Here is a 19,569-nt window from a genome sequence, read left to right on the forward strand (position 1 = left end):
GCGGGAATCGCAACGTTCGGACTAATCGTGCTTGGAGCCGTCGCGCTGTCGGCGGCGGAGAACTGGCCCGCGTTTCGGGGCGGGGACGCGTTGTCGGTGGCGGACGACGACCCGCGGCTGCCCATTACCTGGAGCACGACGGAGAACGTTGTCTGGAAGACGCCCATCGACGGGCTCGGGTGGTCTTCGCCCGTTGTGTGGGGCGACCTCATCTTCCTGACGACGGTGGTCAGCGATGGCGACGAAGAGGAGCCGCGCATGGGCCTCTACTTTCCCTACGGCTCGCCCCAGCACATGCCAGGTGGCCGCTTTCCCGATCCGCAACCGGGCGATCTGTTGGAGCGCTCGCCGGCGGCGCATCACTGGCTCGTGGTGGCGGTCGACTTCGAGAGCGGGGACGTCGTCTGGACGACGGAGGTGCACGCCGGACCGCCGTTGTTCGACCGGCACCTGAAGAACACCTACGCGTCATCGACGCCGGTGACCGACGGCGAACGGGTCTACGTCTACTTCGGCAACGTCGGCGTCTATGCCCTCGACATGGACGGCCGCGTCGTCTGGGAGCGGCCGTTCGAGCCGGCGGAGACCCGGCTCGGCTGGGGACCGGCCGCCTCGCCGGTGCTGTACGACGACACGCTCTTCGTCGTGAACGACAACGACGAGGAGTCGTTCGTCGTGGCGCTTAATTCCGCGACCGGTGAGGAACGGTGGTACGTCGCGCGCGACGAGGGAACCAACTGGTCGACGCCGTACATCTGGGAGCACGACGGGCGGACGGAGTTGATCACGACCGGCAGCGACCAGGTCCGGTCGTACGACCTCGACGGCAACGAGTTGTGGCGCTTCCGCGGCATGAACTCCATCACGATCCCGCAGCCGTTCAGTGCGCACGGATTGCTGTACGTCACGTCGGGCTACGTCGGCGACCAGGTGCGGCCGGTCTACGCCATCCGACCCGGCGCCACGGGGGACATCACGCTGGCGGACGGCGAGAACAGCAGCGATGCGGTGGCCTGGTACGACGACAGCGCCGGACCGTATCACCCGACACCCCTCGTCTACGGCGACCACTACATCACGCTGCACGACCGCGGATTCTTCACCGTGCACGATGCCCTCACCGGGGAAGAGCGTTACTTCACCGAGCAGCAGGTCCAGACCCAGGAAGTGCGGCGCCGTATTGCGCCGGGCGCCACCGGCTTCACCGCGTCGCCCTGGGCCTACAACGGGATGGTCTTCGCGCTGAGCGAGGATGGCGACACCTTCGTGATGGATGCGAATGACCAGTTCCGCGTCGTCGCCACGAATGCGCTCGAGGAAGTGGCGATGTCGACACCCGCCATCGTTCGGGGCAGCCTCTTGATCCGCACCCGATCCCACCTCTGGCGGTTCACGGACCAGTCCCGCTCGCAGTAGAGCGAAACCCCGCCACGGTGCGGGCGCACCCGCCGGCGCCGGCAGATCAGCGGTTTGCGGCGAGGGTTCGGCTACGAACCGTCAGGTTGTCGATCCGGTCGACGTTGACGGCCACTCCCAGGCCCGTAGCGTCGAGCGGCACCGTCACGCGGCCCGCCGCGTCCATAGTCCACTCGGGCGTGACGATGTCCTCCGTCCAGTAGCGCGCGCTCGGGCTCAGGTCGCCCGGCATGAGGAAGTGGGGAAGCGAGGCGAGCGCGACGTTGTGCGCCCGCCCGATCCCGCTTTCCAGCATGCCGCCGCACCATACGGGAACGCCCTGTCGCCGGCAGAGATCATGAATCGCCTTCGCCTGGGAGAAGCCGCCGACGCGGCCCGGCTTGATGTTGACGATTCGTCCGGCGGCGAGGGCGAGCATGTCTTCGGCGGCCGCGGCGTGGGGTATCGATTCGTCCAGACAGATTGGCGTGGAGAGGCGATCCTGCAACTGTGCGTGACGCCGGAGATCGTCCTGCGCGAGGGGCTGTTCGATCATCAACAGACCGAAGGCGTCGAGGTCGGCCAAGTGGTCCGCATGGGCCAGCGTGTACGCGCTGTTGGCATCCGCCATCAGCGGTGCGGCCGCACCGAGCTCTTCGCGGACGGCGCCGATGTACTCGATGTCCGCGCCCGGCCGGATCTTGACCTTGATGCGGCGGTAACCCTCCTCGAGGGCGGCGCGTGCCCGGTCGACCAGAGCCGCCGGCGATTCCTGAATCCCGATCGAGATGCCGGTGGCGATGGTCGACTGCGTGCCGCCCAGGAGGCGCGCGAGACTGACGCCCTCGCGTTCCGCCCACAGTGCCCAGACGCCCATCTCTATTGCCGCCTTTGCCATCGGGTGGCCGCGGAACGCCCGCCGCAACGTTTCGTCGAGCATTCTCGGGTGGGCGATCCCGGTCCCGAGAACGCGCGGGGCGATCCAGTCGCGGATCGCGAGCCACGCGGTGTCGATCGTCTCCGCGGAGTAGTTGGGACGTTCGCCCGCGACGCACTCGCTCCAGGCGGTCGTTCCGTCACGGTCTTCCAGCGTCAGCAGAAGGATGCGCCGCTCGATGGTCCGTCCGGACGAGATCTCGAACGGTTCGCGTAGCGGCATCCGGATCTCGCGGAGCGTGATCCGCGACAGGCTGATACTCATCGTTCGGAGGTGACGAGGTACCAGGAATCTCCCGGCGCGGGACGATAGGTCAGGCCGGCGACCCGATAGCCGTGCGTGAGGTACCAGCCGAACGCCCGGCGGTGCGTTCCTTGCCACGCTCGGGCACGCTCGGGATCGGTCGACTTGAGCGCGTCGATATCGGCCGGGACGGCGATGCGCACCGTTGGATCGTCGGGGAGTCCCGCGCCGTCGTCGAACGTGACGTCGACGACGGGATTCTCGTCGCCGGTCCCGCCACCGGCCCGACCGGACGTCGTCTTCTCGTCGAGCTCCCATTCGACGACGAAGCGGTCGGTTTCCAGGCCGGCATGGAGCGTGCTGCGCGTATCGCCGTACATGTTGGGAACGTACTCCACGGCACGCGCGCCGAGGCCGTTCAGATTCAGGTTGGCGTTCCGGGCGACGAGCGGATCGTACGTCCAGTGCATGCGCCGGACGCCCTGTGCAAGCAACAGGTCGCGTTGGAACAGCTTGAGCCGCTTTCCGATGCCGCGGCCCCGCGCTTCCGGACGAACCGCCAGCATGTCGGACCAGTGGACGGGTCCGCCGCCGTCGAAACCGGTAATGCCGAAGACGAAGCCGACGAGGCGCCCGTCCGGATCGAATGCACCCGCCGAGACGCCGCCCACCCGCTGCGACACCATCAGGATGGTTGCCGGCACCACGTCGACGAAGTCGTCTCCCCACACGTCGCGCTGCAGCGCAACGCACGCCGCGTAGTCCTCCCGGGACTCGAACCGGCGGAACGTCAGGCTGTCAACCATCTCTCGATCGTGCAGAATGGCGCGTTTCGGCTACATGCTACGATGCCCGGCCATGCGGATGACCCGATTCACCGCCGGTCTGGCGGGTGGCGCGGCGGCGCTGGCGGTCGGGACGGCGACACTCCTGAGCCAGGCGGAAGACGACCTGCCGCTGAAACCAACGCGCGTCTTCTCACTGGACACCGACGAGGGCACCTGGATCTCGGTCGATGTGAGTCCCGATGGGGAGACGATTGTCTTCGATCTGCTGGGCGACCTGTACACGCTTCCCTTCGCGGGAGGCGATGCCACCCCGCTGACGAGCGGCCTGGCGTGGGATAGCCAGCCCCGCTACAGCCCGGATGGCGAGCGCGTCGTCTTCGTTTCCGACCGGGATGGGGCGGAGAACCTCTGGCTGATCGAGGTGGCGACGAGGCGGACGAGGCAGGTGACCAACGCGGACGCCAACAGTTACGAGTCGCCAGACTGGTTGCCGGACGGAGACTACGTCATCGCCGCCACCGCATCGCATGCGGCGGCGCGCGGCGATGCGCGCAATCCGAAGCTCTGGATGTGGCACGTCGACGGCGGTACCGGCGTGCAGTTGATTAGGGAACCGGGTTCGCGGCGGATAACCGGGCCGGTCGCCGAGCCGGACGGCCGGCGCATCTGGTACGCGCAACGCACCCGCCTCTGGCAGTACAACGCGATACTCCCGCAGTACCAGCTTGCCTACTACGACCGGGTGACTGGCGAGCAGTACACGCGGAGTGCGCGCTACGGTTCGGCGTTTCGCCCGACGATCTCGCCCGATGGCGAATGGCTCGTCTACGGGACGCGGCACGAGGATGCGACCGGGCTCCGGCTTCGCCATCTGGCGACCGGCGACGAACGGTGGCTCGCCTATCCCGTAACCCGCGACGATCAGGAGTCGGTGGCGAGCAGTGATGTTCTGCCCGGCATGTCGTTCACGCCGGATTCCTCGGAGCTGGTCGTCTCGTACGGCGGCGGGATCTGGCGCGTGCCGATCGCGAAGGGGGCCGAGCCGGTACCGGTCCCGTTCCGCGTCCGGGCCGACCTGGAGCTCGGTCCGGAGCTTGCGTTCCGGTACGACGTGGACGACAGCCCGACCTTGATGGCGCGGCAGATCCGCGACGCCGTGCCGTCGCCCGACGGTTCGCGGCTGGCGTTCGCCGCGTTCGACCGGCTCTGGATCCGTCCGCTGCCGGAAGGCGAGGCGCGGCGCCTGACCGACCTCGAGCTCGTCGAAGCGCAGCCGGCCTGGTCGCCCGACGGCGCCTGGGTGGCATTCGTTACCTGGTCGCCCGATGGCGGCCACGTCTACAAGGTACGCGCCGACGGCAGCTCGCCGGCCGTGCGGCTGACGACGGTGCCCGCCATCTTCCAGCAGCCGGCCTGGTCGCCCGACGGCGAGCGCCTCGTCGCCATCCACGGACCGGCTCGCGTCTTCCGTGAGTCGGCGCGTTCGTTCGCGGCCGGGGCCAACCAGAACATCATTGCCCTGCCTGCGGACGGCGGCGAGTGGACGCTGGTCTCTCCGGCGGACGGCCGGCGGGCGCCGCATGTCGTGCCGTCCGACCCCGATCGGATCTATCTCCACCATAGCGATGAAGGCCTGGTGTCAATCCGGTGGGACGGCACCGACGAAGAGGCGCACCTGAAAGTAACCGGCCCGACGCCCCCCGGACTGTCGGAGCCCTCCGAGGCATCCGTGATTCTGATGTCGCCGGCCGGCGACCGGGCGCTCGCGCAGGTCAATCACGATCTATATGTCGTCGCCGTGCCGATGGTGGGAGGCGACGCTCCGACGGTTTCCGTCGCCAATCCCCGGCGGGCGAGCGTGCCGGCGCGGAAGCTGACGGACGTAGGGGGGCAGTTCCCGGCCTGGGACGCCACCGGCGCGCGCGTCCACTGGTCGATAGGTCCGGCGCACTTCATATACGACCTGGGTGCGGCGGAGGCGGCCGAGCGCGCCACGCCGGCCGCGACCGCCAATGAAACGAATGCCGACGGTGATGCTGACGGCGCGGAAACCGATGCCGATGACGTCGACGCGGACGTCGACGAGGACGCCGAAGCTGAAGCGGCCGCCACGCCGGGCTACGAACCGGTGGAGATCCGCGTCGACGTCGAGGCGGCCCGCGACCTGCCGGATGGCTACGGCGTTCTCCGCGGCGCCCGCGTGATCACGATGGAAGGAAACGAGGTAGTCGAGAACGCCGACCTGGTGGTGCAGGGCCACCGCATCCTGGCCCTCGGCCGGCGCGGCACCGTCGAGTTTCCCGACTTCGCTCGGATCTTCGACCTCTCCGGGACGACGATCGTGCCCGGCTTCGTCGATACGCACGCTCACCTTCGCCCCAGTTTCGGTGTCCACAAGGTGCAGCCGTGGGCGTACCTTGCCAGCCTCGCGTACGGCGTCACGACGACGAGGGATCCGCAGACCGGCACGACCGACGTCCTTACCTACGGCGATCTGGTGGAGACGGGGGACATCGTCGGGCCGCGGATCTACTCGACCGGCCCCGGCGTTTTCAGTGCGGAGGACATCGAGGACCTCGATCACGCGCGCAACGTCCTGCGCCGCTACAGCGACTACTACGACACGAAGACGATCAAGATGTACATGTCGGGCAACCGCCAGCAGCGGCAGTGGATAGTCATGGCGGCAAGGGAGCAGGAGCTGCTGCCGACCACGGAAGGCGCCCTCGACATGAAGTACGACCTTGAGATGATCGTGGACGGCTACCCGGGGCTGGAACACTCGTTCCCCATCTTCCCGCTCTACCGCGACGTCGTGCAGCTCACCGCCCACACTCGCGTCGCGTACACGCCGACGCTCCTGGTTTCGTACGGCGGCCCGTTCGGTGAGAACTGGTTCTTTACGCGTGAGAACCCGCACGACGATCCGAAGCTGCAGCGCTTCACTCCCCACAGCGAGCTCGACCGCCTGACACGCCGCCGCGGTCAGGGTGTAGACGCCGGGCCGGGCGGCTGGTTCCGCGACGAGGAGTACGTCTTCCGCCAGCATGCCGAGGGACTGAAGGCGATCGTCGAGGCGGGTGGCCTCGCCGGTGTCGGCAGCCATGGCCAGCTTCAGGGGCTCGGCTACCACTGGGAGCTGTGGGCGGTGCAGTCCGGCGGGCTCTCGGAGCACGACGCGCTTCGCGTCGCAACGATTCTGGGGGCGGAGTCGATTGGGCTGGGTGACGATCTCGGGTCCATCGCGCCGGGGAAGCTCGCCGACCTCGTCGTGCTCGAAGGAAATCCGCTCGACGACATCCGGGAGTCGTCGCGCATCCGCTACGTCATGAAGAACGGCCGCCTCTACGACGGGGATACGCTCGACGAACGCTGGCCACGCGAGCGTCCTCTGCCGAAGCCGACATGGGTAGAGGAAGCCCCAGTAGATCTCCCTGCCGGTATCCGCTGAGCCGGTTTTCCCTTTCTCCGCGCACTTCCGGGTAGCGCTGGCAATCGGCGCCGACTGGTGCGGGCGTTCGCGCCGACCGGTGTCGGCGTTCGCGGGGAAATATGACACCATGGAAGTCATGGCCGTGACGGCACATGGAGGGCCTGTCCGCTGGTGGGGCGCGTTGATATTCCTGCTCGCCCTGGCCGGCGTAGCGCCTACCGGCTGGTCCCGCGCCGCGGCGATGGAGGCGGACCTGCACACGGAGACGATCGTCGCCTGGGAACACTACATCGCTCTGACCGAAGCGCGCATTGATGCCGAGCTGGCGCTGGAGGGGGACGAGCGGTTCCTGGCGCAGGACTTCCGCGACGACGCGGCCGAGGCGCGCCGTGCCCTGCTGACGGGCGCGGTACGCATCGACCGTCTGCAGACACGCGATGCGGACGGCGATCAGCCTGATGTTCCGAAAGGGGCAATCCACCATTGGCTCGGCCGAGTGCTGGTTCCCGGCGTCACCCTCGATCAGTTGATGCACGCGGTCATGGGCGCCGTCCCGCCGCACGAGCTGCAGCCGGACGTGCTCGAGTCGCGCATCCTCGAGCAGGAAGGGAACAGCCGGCGCGTGTTTCTGCGGCTCCGGCGCGAGGCGATGTTCACGGTCCACTACCACACCGAGCACGATGTCCTCTTCACCCGTCGTGGTGACGGCAGGTGGTCGAGCCTCAGCGTCGCGACGCGCATCGCGGAACTGGAGGACGCCGAGACGGCCGACGAGCGGGAGAAGCCAATCGGCAACGATCGGGGCTTCCTCTGGCGACTCAATTCGTACTGGCGCTATCAGCAGGTGGACGAGGGCGTGATCGTCGAGTGCGAGTCGGTCAGCCTGAGCCGATCGGTTCCCGCGATGCTCCGATGGATGATCGGTCCCATCATCAACCGGACGGCGCGTGAAACATTGACGGCGACCCTCACTTCGATGTCGGACGTGCTGCAGGAGCGCGCGCCGCTGGAACTGCCGGCCGCCGAATAGCCGCGGCCCGACCGGCGACCAGACGCCGGATCAATCGGAGGGGAACGCGGCGCGCTCCGTCGTCGGTTCGATCACGCGCGAACTCAACACACTGGAGATCGCGAGCGCGATCAGCAGCGCCGCCCAGCGCGGATACCCTGGCGCGATGCCCGCTGCGGTGCCGAGCGTGAGCAGAGCGAACGCGCTGTCCGCCAGCCGCTTCCATACTGCCGACCGCCGGCGCTGCTCGGCCAGTTGAGCTGGGTAGACCCGTGAGGTGAACCAGAGGTGCAGGCGGAGATTGATGGCGACGAACACTATCGCGACGGCCGCCATGAAGACGAGCAGTCCCCATCCGTCCGGCACCCATTCGCGTGCGCGCCACATCGGGTAGAGAGCCAAACCGTACACGGCGGTTACCGCCACCTGGTGAAATTGCCACCACCACCGGGCTGACCGGAGGGTGGGCTTGGGGTCGGGCGCGGGTAGCTTCGGCGCCTGGGCCTGCGCCTCCGCCTGGGCCTGCGCGGGCGACACCGCGCCCTCCAGGGCGGCTACCAGATCGTCCGTCGCGGCGTAGCGGTCGCCCGGCGTCTTCGCCAGGCAGGTCATGACGATACGCGCCAGCGCCCTCGGGCAATCGGGCCGCTCCGGGTCGATGGCCGGGGGCTCGTGCTCCAGAATGCGTGCGATGGTCGAACTTCCGTCCGACCCCAGAAACGGGTGGTTTCCTGTCAACAGTTCGTATAACACGACGCCGAACGAAAACTGGTCGGCCCGGGGACTGGCCGGTTCGCCCCGCAGGATCTCGGGCGCGACGTAACCCGGTGTGCCGGGCGGTTCGCCGGGGCGGGTGAGCCGTTCGCCCTCGTTCGTCTCGACCCAGGCGATGCCGAAGTCGACCACTTTCGTTTGGCCGTCCGGCAGATGCATGACGTTCTCCGGCTTCAGGTCGCGGTGAACTACCCCTCCCGCGTGCGCCGCCGCCAGCGCGCGGGCAATCGCGCGCGCGATCGCGAGGACGTCATCGATCGACAGTAGCGCGTCTCGGTCGCGCAGCGTGTCGCGCAACGTCCGGCCCGGGACGTACTCGTACACGAGATACAGGTGGCGTTCGAACTCCTCCAGCGCGTAGACGGTGGCAATCCCGGGATGCGACAGCGCCGCGGCGGACGTCGCCTCCCGGCGGAGCCGCGCGCGCAGGACCGCATCGTCGCCGAATGCCGGCGGCAGGGCCTTGATGGCGACGAGGCGTCCAAGGCGGGTGTCGAAGCCGCGATAGACGACGCCCATGCCGCCGCGACCGAGCAGGCCGGTCACTTCGTATGGTCCGAGGCTCTGACCGATCAGCGGGTCGTCGGCGCCGGCCACATCCTGCATGCCCGGCGCGTCATGCGCACTCCCCTCGTCGTGCCGCAACAGGCCGGGGTCCGCCTCCAGGGCGGGGCGGTCGACGACGCTGGGCTTGGCGTGGGCGTCGAGCAGCGACTGCACTTCTTCGCGTAGCGCTCCGTCGCCGCCGCACGCCTCGTCGAGGTAGGCGTCGCGTGCCTGCGGCTCCTGATCCAACGCGGCGTGGAACAGGTTGTTGATTCTCCGCCAGCGCTCAACATCCATCGGCCTGGTCTCGGCTGATCTCGCGCTGCAGCCACGCCCGAGCAACGGTCCAGTGCCGCTTGACCGTTGCCGGCGAAATACTCAGCGCCTCGGCGCATTCTTCGATCGTCAGGCCGCCGAAGAACCGGAGTTCCACCAGCTTTGCCTGCTCCGAGTCCAGATGCGCGAGGCGCTGGAGCGCGTCGTCCACTGCCAGCAGATCGACGGTCCGGGCATTCCCGGCGAGGAGCCCCTCGTCCAGCGTCACCTGCGCCGCCCCGCCACCCCGCTTCATCGCCCCGCGCGCCCGCGCCGCCTCGATCAGAATCTGCCGCATCGCCCGCGCGGCGATGCCCACTACCTGCGCGCGGGACTGCCATTCCTGCTTCCGGTCCTTCTGCAATCTGAGGTACGCCTCGTTTACCAGCGCGGTCGGCTGCAACGTGACGGCGCGCCGCTCCTGGCGCAGGTAGCCCCGCGCCAGCCGGCGCAACTCGTCGTAAACCAGCGGAACCAGTTCATCCAGCCCCGAGCCGTCACCCCGGCCCTCTCGGGCGGTGATTCCGTCGATCCGGCGGGTTGGTGAATCGCTGTGGGAAGGCATGGAAACCGTGGGATTCTACTATCGGCGCTACGCAGTCGATGCGCTATCATGCCGGCAGGAGGGGACAGACCATGCGCAAGCAGACCCGATTCGGACTAACGCTCGTCGCCGCCGGACTCGTCGCCGTTGTCGCGTTCGCCAGCCTTCCGGCCGCCCAGTCGGGCGACACCTATGTCCCAAAGCGCATCAACAAGGTGATCGAGCTGTTCGAACAGGATCAGCCCGTCTACTACACGCAGGTAAACGGGGGAGGTTACGAAGAGGGCAAGGAGCTGGCCCATACCTGGGCTGACTACATCACCTACAACATGGAGCACAGTCCCTTCAACATGGACAACCTCCGCGCCTTCATGCAGGGGCTCGTCGATGGTGGCCCGACGAAGAGCGGCCACCGGACACCGACGGTTGTCGCGGTCCTGCCGTTCGGCGGCATCAACGAGCAGGTGATGTGGGGCAACTACTGGATGGTCGAGCAGGTCCTCGGTTCGGGCGTGCATGGCGTGCTGCTTGCCCACGCGCGCACCCCGGAGGTGGTTCGGGTTCTGGTGCAGTCGTCGCGTTATCCCCACGCGCTGGCCGCCGCCGGCACCGGCGAGGGTCTGCGCGGCAATGGCGGCCAGGGTTTTGCCGCCCGCATCTGGGGCGTCTCCAACGCTGAGTACCAGCGCCTGGCGGATCCTTGGCCGCTCAACCCGAACGGCGAGATTCTGGTCGGCCTGAAGATCGAGGATCGCCACGCCCTGGAGAACTCCGAGGCGAGCGTGAGCGTGCCCGGCGTCGGGTTCGCAGAGTGGGGGCCCGGCGACATGTCCATGTCGTACAACGTGAACCGGGGCGGCGCGGCGATGCCGAGTGTGCTCACCGACGCGCGAGCCCGCGTGTTCGAGGCGACACGCCAGGCCGGCATCCCGTTCCTCAACTCGATGAACGGCGACAACATCATCGCGATGCTCGACGAGGGCGTGATGATTGGCTCCAACCCGGGAGCGGACGCCGCCGACCGGGGGAGACGGCACACCAACCGCACGATGCCTTGGTAAGGGCTCGAACGTTCTCCCGTCGTGCGCACTGAGGCCTCGCCGTCCGGACGGTAGGCGTCTCAGCATCCTTTCGGCAAACCGAAGCTACGTGTGTTCCCTGGCAGCCAGTGATGAATGCGCGGGGCTCAACACAGGCCGCTGGTCCGTACGGAGGTTTATTATATGAGTGTATAACAGTCATATTTTCTTACTTGACAGAAGGCATATACCGTGCGATCATCGTCTCGACATCGAAAACCAAGCCGGGATGGACCCGGCTGAATGGACGAGGAGGAGAAAGATGTTGAGCATGACTCGCTGGAACCCGTTCGTTGAACTGAACAGCCTGCATCGCGAGATGGACCGTGTGTTCGGGCGCTTCGTTGCCGACGAGGAGCCGGACGTTGGGAGGTCTCAGTGGGTGCCGGCTACCGAGATCAGCGCCGGCCAGGATGGCTGGACGCTGCGGATGGCGCTGCCAGGGATCGACCCGAACGCGGTCCAGGTCGACCTCCACGGGAGTACCCTGACGATCACGGGGGAGCGTACCCGTTCGGAGGGGGACGGGCAGCGCACGTCCGAGTTCCACTACGGCCGCTTCGAGCGGTCGTTCACGCTGCCGGCCAACGTCGATGCGGAGAGTGTGAGCGCGGACTTCACGCACGGGATGCTGGCGCTGACGCTTCCGTTGGCGGAGGCCGCGAAGCCGCGGCGGATCTCGATCAACGGCGCTGCGGAAAAGACGGTCGACGCCGCCTGATGGCGCAGACAGCCGCCTGCGCGCCGCGTCGGGACGCAAGGGTCGGCGGGGGAACGGGGTGGGCCTCGCGCGCGCCGTCCCGTTCCCCCAGCGCAATCCCGAGGGGGAGTCGGACGCACGCGGTGACGGGCCGCTGCCCTACTTTGCTTTGGCGGCTGCCTTCTCGGCCTCTTCCGCGGCGCGCTTTTCTTCTTCGAAGAACTCGCGTTGCCAGTCCGGCATTTCCTGAGGACCGGGGACCATGCCCTCGAGGTCCGGATCGCGGTCGGCGGGACGCGGCGCCGCTTCCTGCCGGCGCAGTTTGGCTTCGGCTCGCCGCTCGGCCTTCATGCGCGCCTTTTCCTGCCTGGCGCGTTCCCGCTGTCGCTTCGTCTGGGTGGGACGACCTCTGTTTGCCATATGCCTCCTTCGAAGCCGGAAAAGGGGCGGGCGCGCGCAGCGCCCAAACTGGGACTCTCAGTTTACCAGAGAGCCGGAAGCGCGGTGTGTCAGAGGCCGAGTTCGTCCGCGCGACGGTTGACGAAGGCAATCGTCTCGGCGGGCGTTTCGTACGCGCTGAGCGCCCGGTTGCCCCGGTACCCGATATCGGCAATGCCGATCGGGGACGTGTAGTACGCGTCGACCGTCATCCGGCGGATCCAATCGAAGAAGCGGACGCCGTCGCGCCACCCGCGCGGCGTATCGCCGCGCTCGGCCGCCACCAGCCGATCCAGCAAGCCGGTCTGCTGGGACGCATCTGCCTCGATGAACGTCCCACCGTGGTCGTCGCGCATTTGTTCGTCGATCCAGGCCAGGCCTTCAGCGTAGATCGTGAGAAGTCGCTCGTTCTGACTGCAAAGAAGGTCGATGAACTCCGGCGCTCCGGCATCGACGCCATTCCCTCCGCCAGCATCCGCCGGGACGATCAACTCAGCCAGCCGCATCACGGTCCCGTACTGGTGAGCGTCAAGCGCCTGGGGCGTGTACCCGCCGGGCTGTGCGCGCGCCTCGCCGGCTAGACCGTGCACGACCCGTGCGGCTTCGAGGTTGAACGCGCCGGCGCCCGCCGCAGTGAAGGCGAGCGCCAATTGCCGCAGGACGTCGCGTCGCGTCGGCTTGTCGCCCACCCCTCTAAATCTCCCCGCTCCGCATCGCATCGGCCAGATAGTCGGACGCCCTCCAGGTGAGTGCGTTGATCGTCAACGTCGGGTTCTTGTCCGGGTTGCTGACGAAGCTGCCGGCGTCGCAGACAAAGAGGTTGGGCACATCATGAGCCTGGCAGAAGCTGTTGAGCGCCGAAGTTTGACGGTTGTCGCCCATCCGTACCGTGCCTACCTCGTGGATGATGCTGCCGCCGATCGAGATTCCTGCCGCGTCCCGCTGCCCCGGTGGGTTGGGCTCGCCCCCCATCAGGTGGAACAACTCGGCAAACGTCTCGCGCATGTGCCGCGCCTGCCGCCGCTCGTAGTCGCTCCACTGGAAGTGGAAACGGAGCACCGGAATCCCCCAGCGGTCCACCACGTCGGGGTCGGGCTCGCACCAGCTCCGCTCGTTGGGGATCATTTCGCCGCGGCCGGCGAACGACAGAGTTGTTCCGTAATCGCGGCGCGCCTCCTCCTTGATCGCCACGCCGTAGCCGCCGCGCCGGGCCGCACCGCCGAAGGCGCCGACGCCGGGCATCTGATAGCCGCCTCCGATCTCGATGTGATAGCCCCGCGGGAACCCGAGCGCCTCCTGCGTTTCCCAGCCCCACCACGGCATGTAGAGATGTGCGCCGCCGGCGCCGTCGCTGTTGTACCGGGGCATTCCCTCCAGCGCCGGAACGTGGCCGCTGATGTCGAAGCCGACCGTGTCCATCAGATAGCGGCCGACCACGCCCGAGCCGTTGGCGACGCCGTCCCGATGCTCCGCGGTCTTGGAGTTGAGCAGCAGCCGGGCCGATTCGCAGGCGCTCGCGGCAACCACCAGGACGCGGCAGCGGATCCTCCGCTCTTCCCCTGTTCGCTTGTCGATGTAGAGGACACCGTCGACTTTGCCGTCGGGTGCAGTCGTGACTGCGCGTGCCATGGCGAGATCGATCACCGTCAGGCGCCCGGTCTCCATCGCGGGGAAGATCTGGGTCTGGCTGGCGGAGTAGTTCGAGCCGCTCAGGCAGCCGCGCCCGCACTGCCCGCAGTAGTGGCAGGCCGGACGTCCGTTGATGGGCCGCGTGATCACCGCGCGCCGGTTCGGTATGCACGGAATGCGCATGCGCTGGCTGGCGCGCTGAATCAACAGTTCGTGTGCCTTCGGCGGCGGTGGCTCGTGGAACACCCCATCCGGTGCGCTTCGAATCCCCTCATGGCTGCCGACGACGCCGATGAACGCCTCGGCGCGATCGTAGTACGGAGCCAGATCCTCGTACCGGATCGGCCAGTTCCAGCCCAGCCCATCACGGTCGCGCGGGAAGAAGTCGTAGTCGGAGAAACGGAACGACATCCGCCCGTAGTGGTTGGTCCGGCCGCCGACGATTCGGGAACGGAACCACCAGAAGTCGTCGGTGTCGTTGGCGACGGTGTAGGGCTCGCCGTCGAGTTCCCAGCCGCCGCTCGTGGTGGTGAAGAAACCGAACGACTTCCCCTCGCCGAAGTAGGCTGCGCCTCCTTCCTCGGCGCCACGGTGGCCGTAGTCGTACGGCCAGTGGTGTTCCTTGAACTCTGCCTGGGGATCGAGCATCGGCCCCGCTTCGAGGAGCGTGACGCGGATGCCGGCGCGGGTCAGAACGTGCGCCGCGGTCGCGCCACCGGCGCCGGAGCCGATGACGACGACGTCATGGATTTCAGTGCGTGGTTGAATGGCGGCCATCGTCGTTCGATTCTACGACTGACGACGTCCGCACGCGCGGCCGGCTTACCAGCGAGGTTCGCGGCGGCCGCCGCGGAAGTCTTCACCCGGCGGAGCTGCGGGCCGCGGCTCACGAGGACGTGCCTCGTTGACAGTCAACCGCCTACCCTGAAACTCGTTCTGATCGAGCTGTTCAATCGCCTTCGTTGCGTCGGCCTGGTTCGCCATTTCGACGAATGCGAAACCGCGCGGTCTCCCGGTCGCGCGGTCATTCACGATGTAGACCGACTGAATCGCCCCGAACTGGCCGAACAGTTCGCGAAGGTCGTCCTCGCCTGCCGAGAATGGAATGTTTCCGACGTACAAACGCTGACCCATCCGTCACTCCTTGCCTTGACCTGTGTCACGTCACGTGGTTACCGGTATCGGGAAGCGCATCGCCGCGGGATCAGCCGAAGAAGGGAAGGCGAACTCGATGGGTCTCGTCTGCTCTCGATCTCGGTTGAAGCGAGCGGTCGCAACCGTCGTCCGACTCAGCCTACTCCCTGTTGGGGGAGAAAGCAACGGCCCCGTTGCCATCCGGAAGGCAAGAGGTTACGCTGCTGGCACGATGCAAGGATCCGGCCGGACCTGTCGGAACGTCCCCGGCAGGTCCGGCAGCGCGGCCCGCCGTCTGGTTTCGGCCGCCATAGCCCTCCTGCTCGTTCCGGCTTTTCTCGGCACGCGCGCGACCGCGGTGCAAGTGGACATAACCGGCACCTGGGACTTCGTCGTCGAACTGGACATCGGTGGCGGCGAGCCGGTCTTCGTCTTCGAGCAGGACGGTGAAGAGTTGACCGGCACCTACCAGGGTACGTTCGGCACGGCGGATGTCACCGGCACCGTAACCGGGAACCGGATCGAGTTTCGCTTCGGCGGCGAGGCGGCCCGGGCGGTCTACGTCGGGACGGTAGACGGTGACACGATGCAAGGGACCTGCGATTACGGCGGCGTCGGCGAAGGAACCTGGGAAGCGAAACGCCGTCCGTAACGCAGCAGTCAAGCGGTAGCGAGACTTCCAACACGTTCGCCAGGGCGCGCGCGTCAGGTTGCCGGGCCCAGGCCCACGGCGCGCCGCCAGGCGGCGATCTGCCCCAGGTGACTCGCTTCGTGCGACGTCATCAGGAACGCGGCGAAGTCACCAATAGTCGGGAAGCGTGTCCGGATCTTTTCGTTCGGAAACGGCTGCTCGAAGACCGATGGATCGGCGCCGGCGGCCGCCTGCGCCGCGAGTTCGTGCTGCGCCGTCAACTGCGCCAGTATCTCCTCCTTCGACGGATAGTCGGCCGCGTCGCTGCTCGGCGTGCCGCCGGTCGGAAAGTGATCGTTCCACCCGTCGGGCAACGTTGAGTCAGCGCCCAGCGTTACCGCCAGGTGGTGCGCAACGAAGGCGAGGTGTCCAAGCGTCCAGGCGGGGTGGTTTACCACCCCCTCCGCCTGCTGCACCATCTGCGCGTCGGACAGATCGGCGACGAGCGTCCGGGCGCGATCGAGATTGAACTGGTAGACGAAGAGGAGGTGCTGAATCATCGGCGCAGTATACTGCCCGACCGACTCAAGCCACGCCGATGACTTCAATCGTCAACCGCCAGGTATGTCTTGCCGCCCATCCGAGCGGATTCCCGCGCGAGTCGGATTTCCGCGTCGCCGACGGCCCGGTCCCGGAACCGGGCGCCGGCCAGATGCTGTGCAGGACGATCTATCTGTCGCTCGATCCGTACATGCGCGGCCGGATGAACCCGGGACCGTCATACGCCCCCGGGGTAGGGCTCGGGGAGGTCATGGTGGGAGGAACCGTTTCACAAGTGGTTCACTCCAACCTCGACGGCTACGTGCCGGGCGACATCGTCCTGAACGGGAACGGCTGGCAGCAGTTCGGGCTCTCGGACGGCACCGGGGTGCGGAAGCTCGACCCGGCCGCGGCGCCGACCTCGACCGCGCTCGGCGTCCTCGGAATGCCCGGCATGACGGCGTACGTCGGTCTGCTCGACCACGGCAGGCCGCGGCCGGGGGAAACGGTTGTGGTTTCGGCCGCTTCCGGTGCGGTCGGCGCGGTCGTGGGGCAGATCGCGCGAATCAGGGGATGCCGCGTCGTTGGTATCGCGGGCGCGCAGGAGAAATGCGAGTACGTCGTCAACGAACTCGGTTTCGACGCGTGCGTGAGTCACCGGGGCGATGACCTGTCCGGTGCGTTGCGGGCGGCATGTCCCGACGGTATCGACGTCTACTTCGAGAACGTCGGGGGCAAGGTGTTCGAAGCGGTGTTGCCGCTGCTCAATACGTTTGCGCGTGTCCCCGTCTGCGGCCGGATCGCCAACTACAACCTGTCGGCTCCACCCCCCGGTCCGGATGGCGTCCCCAAGCTGATGGGGCTGACGCTGGTTCGCCGGATTACTTTCCGGGGGTTCATTGTTTTCGACCACCGCGATCGCGAGCCGGACTTCCTGCGCGACGTCTCCGGTTGGTTGCGCGAGGGGCGGATTCGCTACCGTGAGGACATTGTCGACGGGATTGACCACGCGATAAACGCCTTCCTCGGTCTGCTTGAAGGCAAGAACTTCGGCAAGCTGCTGGTTCGGGTGGCCGAAGACCCGACGCGGTAGGTCCAGCACACCACGGGCTGCTAGGGTGCGCCGGTTTCCCGATTCCCTCGTCCTGATACTTGCCCTCATCCTGCTGGCCCAGGTGGCGGGTTGGGTCCTTCCGGCGGGGGAGTTCGAACGCGAGGGCCAGCGGGTTGTCGCGGGCACCTACCATGCGGTCGAGGCCGAGCCCCTCCCGCCCCTCGCGTTCCTGACGTCGATTCCGGCGGGGCTGGGCGCGGCGCAGGAGATCATCTTCTTCGTCTTCCTGGTGGGTGGCGTGATCGGAGTCGTCCGCGCGACCGGCGCCATCGACGCGGCGATCGGCGCGGCGATTGTCCGGCTCGGCGGGCGGCCGGCGTGGCTGATAGGCGGTGCGGTCGGCCTGTTTGCCCTCGGCTCTTCCACCATCGGGATGGCCGAGGAGTACATGCCGTTCGTCCCGATCCTGGTGACGATGTGCCTGGCCCTTCGACTGGACGCGATAGTTGCGGTTGGCATCATCTACGTCGGCGCCGGAGTCGGCTATGCCTGCGCCGCTTTCAATCCGTTCACCGTATTGATCGCGCAGGACATAGCTGGAGTGACGCTCACGTCGGGGCAAGCCCCGCGCTGGGCGCTCCTGCTGGTCTGCGGCGCGGTCGGCGTCCATCACATCATGCGCTACGCCGCGCGCGTCCGGGCGGAACCGGCGGCCAGCCTGGTGCGAGGGGTCGACTATTCCGACGGTTTCGCGCTACCGGAAGATCAGCGCTTCACGGCGCGTCGCCGGGCGGTGCTCGCGATACTCGCCGGCGGTATCGGGCTCTTCGTCTGGGGCGTGGCGGCGCGCGGCTGGTATCTCACGGAACTCTCCGCGGTTTTTCTGGCCATCGGCCTGATCTGCGCGGCGGTCGCCGGTGTCGCGCCGAATCGTGCGGCGCGTGCGTTTCTTGGTGGCGCGTCCGAAATGACGGCAACCGCACTCCTGATCGGTTTCGCACGCACCATTGAAGTGGTGCTGTCCGACGCGCGCGTAATCGACACCATCGTCTACGGGTTGGCGGAGCCGCTCGCCGCCCTCCCGTCGCACGCCGCCGCACTCGGCATGCTGGCTGTCCAGACGACGGCAAACTTCTTCATTCCGTCCGGCTCGGGCCAGGCCTACGTGACCATGCCGATCATGGCGCCGCTCGCCGATCTGACCGGCGTGACGCGGCAGACGGCGGTCCTGGCATTCCAGTTCGGTGACGGTTTCACCAACATGCTGATTCCGACCAATGCGCTGCTGATGGGAATGCTCGCCCTTGGCCGGATCCCGTACCAGCGCTGGCTCGCGTTCGTGGCGCCGCTGCTCGTCAAGCTCTATCTGGTTGCCGCCGTCGCGCTCGTCGTGGCGGTTCAGTTCGGCTACGACTAGTCTGGCTACAATGAGAGCGTCTGCCGGCGTTCCCACGTCGGTGGGCGTCAATCAGAGTCGGCCATCTATATAGAGGAAGCCATGCCGAACCACGCTCTCCGCGTCGACCGCCCTCGCGCCGCCGTCTCGATGCTTGCCCTGCTCGCGCTCGTAGCGGCGTGCGCGGGACCGAGCGGCGATCCTTCCGCACCGGCCGGGACGGCCTCCGGCGAGCCGCCCGCGCTCTTCGAAGCGCCGCCCGAGGTGACGCTCCAGTTCGTCGACACACCGGCTCCGGTTCCCGACCTGGTGATGGAAACGCTCGACGGCGAGACTATTTCCCTGGCCGATCAGCGGGGTAAGGCGGTGCTGGTCAACTTCTGGGCAACCTGGTGCGGGCCCTGCCGGGAGGAGGTGCCGTACCTTGTGCAACTGGCCGCCCGCTATCCCGATCACCTGACCGTAATCGGCGTCTCGGAAGACGCGGGCGGCGCCGGTGTCGTCAAGGCGTTTGCCTCGCAGTACGGCGTCAACTATCCGCTCGTGATGTCGACACCGGAGATCAAGCGGGCGTTTCCTGGTGTCTTCGCGCTGCCCACGTCGTTCATCGTGGATACCGAGGGGCAGATCGTGCAGACCCACGTCGGCCTGGTGAGTCCCGTGCTGCTGGAGCAGGAGGCGCGCTATCTGACGTCCCTGCCGAATCAGGCAACCGTTGAGTTCGTTGAACCGAACACACAGATCCTCCTGGCGAACGCGGCACAGGCGACGGAGATTCCCGGGGTCGACCTGTCAGTCCTGAGTCCTGCCCAGAAAGAGGAGGCGCTCCGCCGGCTGAACAGCGACGGCTGTCCGTGCGGTTGCCAGTTGACGCTGGCTCAGTGCCGGATCAACGACGCGGCGTGCGACATCTCGCCGCCGATCGTAGAGCGGGTAATCGCGGAGATCGCCGGCGCGAATTGACTCTCGCTCCGGGCGCCCGCT

At 67.3% G+C, this 19,569-nt stretch carries 18 protein-coding genes; 9 read left to right on the plus strand and 9 right to left on the minus strand.

Translation table 11 applies throughout. The annotated features are described in order from the left end of the window. Window positions 1-6 precede the first annotated feature (6 nt). Complete coding sequence (locus tag F4Y45_11680; protein MXY25166.1) at window positions 7-1,416, plus strand: PQQ-binding-like beta-propeller repeat protein; 1,410 nt, start codon at window positions 7-9, stop codon at window positions 1,414-1,416. Between the two features lie 46 nt (window positions 1,417-1,462). On the opposite strand, the gene menC is transcribed toward F4Y45_11680, so the two are convergent. Both menC and F4Y45_11690 read right to left on the minus strand, forming a co-directional pair. Continuing rightward, the gene (gene menC / locus F4Y45_11685) at window positions 1,463-2,596 is read right to left on the minus strand and encodes an o-succinylbenzoate synthase (GenBank protein ID MXY25167.1); all 1,134 of its coding nucleotides are present in this window, start codon (window positions 2,594-2,596) and stop codon (window positions 1,463-1,465) included. Then, on the minus strand, window positions 2,593-3,381 hold the full coding sequence (locus F4Y45_11690) for a GNAT family N-acetyltransferase (GenBank protein MXY25168.1): 789 nt from the start codon (window positions 3,379-3,381) through the stop codon (window positions 2,593-2,595). The genes menC and F4Y45_11690 overlap by 4 nt, the downstream gene beginning before the upstream one ends. Before the next feature lie 16 nt (window positions 3,382-3,397). On the opposite strand from F4Y45_11690, the gene F4Y45_11695 reads away from it, so the two are divergent. Together F4Y45_11695 and F4Y45_11700 are read left to right on the plus strand one after the other, a co-directional pair. Further along, complete coding sequence (locus tag F4Y45_11695; protein MXY25169.1) at window positions 3,398-6,814, plus strand: amidohydrolase family protein; 3,417 nt, start codon at window positions 3,398-3,400, stop codon at window positions 6,812-6,814. 109 nt (window positions 6,815-6,923) lie between these two features. Further along, the gene (locus tag F4Y45_11700) at window positions 6,924-7,826 is read left to right on the plus strand and encodes a hypothetical protein (protein ID MXY25170.1); all 903 of its coding nucleotides are present in this window, start codon (window positions 6,924-6,926) and stop codon (window positions 7,824-7,826) included. A gap of 30 nt (window positions 7,827-7,856) precedes the next feature. Here the strand turns inward: F4Y45_11700 and F4Y45_11705 are convergent, their stop codons facing one another. Together F4Y45_11705 and F4Y45_11710 are read right to left on the minus strand one after the other, a co-directional pair. Then, on the minus strand, window positions 7,857-9,422 hold the full coding sequence (locus F4Y45_11705; protein ID MXY25171.1) for a serine/threonine protein kinase: 1,566 nt from the start codon (window positions 9,420-9,422) through the stop codon (window positions 7,857-7,859). Continuing rightward, entirely contained in the window at window positions 9,412-10,005 is a 594-nt protein-coding gene (locus F4Y45_11710) for a sigma-70 family RNA polymerase sigma factor (protein ID MXY25172.1), read from the minus strand. The genes F4Y45_11705 and F4Y45_11710 overlap by 11 nt, the downstream gene beginning before the upstream one ends. A gap of 71 nt (window positions 10,006-10,076) precedes the next feature. Between F4Y45_11710 and F4Y45_11715 the strand changes: the two genes are divergently transcribed. Continuing rightward, a complete protein-coding gene (locus tag F4Y45_11715; protein ID MXY25173.1) occupies window positions 10,077-11,045 on the plus strand; it encodes a hypothetical protein in 969 nt (322 codons plus the stop codon). Between the two features lie 247 nt (window positions 11,046-11,292). After that, window positions 11,293-11,784 (plus strand): Hsp20/alpha crystallin family protein, encoded by a 492-nt coding sequence (locus F4Y45_11720; protein ID MXY25174.1) that lies wholly within the window; start codon window positions 11,293-11,295, stop codon window positions 11,782-11,784. 138 nt (window positions 11,785-11,922) lie between these two features. On the opposite strand, the gene F4Y45_11725 is transcribed toward F4Y45_11720, so the two are convergent. The 4 genes from F4Y45_11725 to F4Y45_11740 all read right to left on the minus strand — a co-directional run bounded on the left by F4Y45_11725 (window position 11,923) and on the right by F4Y45_11740 (window position 14,964). Further along, complete coding sequence (locus F4Y45_11725; GenBank protein MXY25175.1) at window positions 11,923-12,183, minus strand: hypothetical protein; 261 nt, start codon at window positions 12,181-12,183, stop codon at window positions 11,923-11,925. Window positions 12,184-12,272: 89 nt separating this feature from the next. Continuing rightward, window positions 12,273-12,920 (minus strand): gluconate 2-dehydrogenase subunit 3 family protein, encoded by a 648-nt coding sequence (locus F4Y45_11730; protein MXY25176.1) that lies wholly within the window; start codon window positions 12,918-12,920, stop codon window positions 12,273-12,275. Next, window positions 12,895-14,607, minus strand: coding sequence for a GMC family oxidoreductase (locus F4Y45_11735; GenBank protein MXY25177.1), 1,713 nt, complete (start codon window positions 14,605-14,607; stop codon window positions 12,895-12,897). Before F4Y45_11735 ends, F4Y45_11730 begins: the two co-directional genes overlap by 26 nt. Before the next feature lie 45 nt (window positions 14,608-14,652). Further along, a complete protein-coding gene (locus tag F4Y45_11740; GenBank protein ID MXY25178.1) occupies window positions 14,653-14,964 on the minus strand; it encodes an RNA-binding protein in 312 nt (103 codons plus the stop codon). A gap of 232 nt (window positions 14,965-15,196) precedes the next feature. Between F4Y45_11740 and F4Y45_11745 the strand changes: the two genes are divergently transcribed. Further along, window positions 15,197-15,616, plus strand: a complete 420-nt coding sequence (locus F4Y45_11745) for a hypothetical protein (protein MXY25179.1) — start codon at window positions 15,197-15,199, stop codon at window positions 15,614-15,616. Window positions 15,617-15,669: 53 nt separating this feature from the next. Here the strand turns inward: F4Y45_11745 and F4Y45_11750 are convergent, their stop codons facing one another. After that, window positions 15,670-16,155, minus strand: a complete 486-nt coding sequence (locus F4Y45_11750) for a DinB family protein (protein MXY25180.1) — start codon at window positions 16,153-16,155, stop codon at window positions 15,670-15,672. Between the two features lie 38 nt (window positions 16,156-16,193). Here F4Y45_11750 and F4Y45_11755 point away from each other — a divergent pair, with 38 nt between their 5' ends. The 3 genes from F4Y45_11755 to F4Y45_11765 all read left to right on the plus strand — a co-directional run bounded on the left by F4Y45_11755 (window position 16,194) and on the right by F4Y45_11765 (window position 19,548). Beyond that, a complete protein-coding gene (locus F4Y45_11755; protein MXY25181.1) occupies window positions 16,194-17,228 on the plus strand; it encodes an NADP-dependent oxidoreductase in 1,035 nt (344 codons plus the stop codon). Between the two features lie 25 nt (window positions 17,229-17,253). Continuing rightward, complete coding sequence (locus F4Y45_11760) at window positions 17,254-18,606, plus strand: YfcC family protein (GenBank protein MXY25182.1); 1,353 nt, start codon at window positions 17,254-17,256, stop codon at window positions 18,604-18,606. Between the two features lie 81 nt (window positions 18,607-18,687). Further along, window positions 18,688-19,548 carry a TlpA family protein disulfide reductase gene (locus F4Y45_11765; GenBank protein ID MXY25183.1) on the plus strand — a complete coding sequence of 287 codons (861 nt, stop codon included), beginning with the start codon at window positions 18,688-18,690 and terminating at the stop codon, window positions 19,546-19,548. Window positions 19,549-19,569: the final 21 nt, after the last annotated feature.

This window comes from Acidobacteriota bacterium (assembly GCA_009838525.1).
In the GTDB taxonomy this organism is placed as follows: domain Bacteria; phylum Acidobacteriota; class Vicinamibacteria; order Vicinamibacterales; family UBA8438; genus VXRJ01.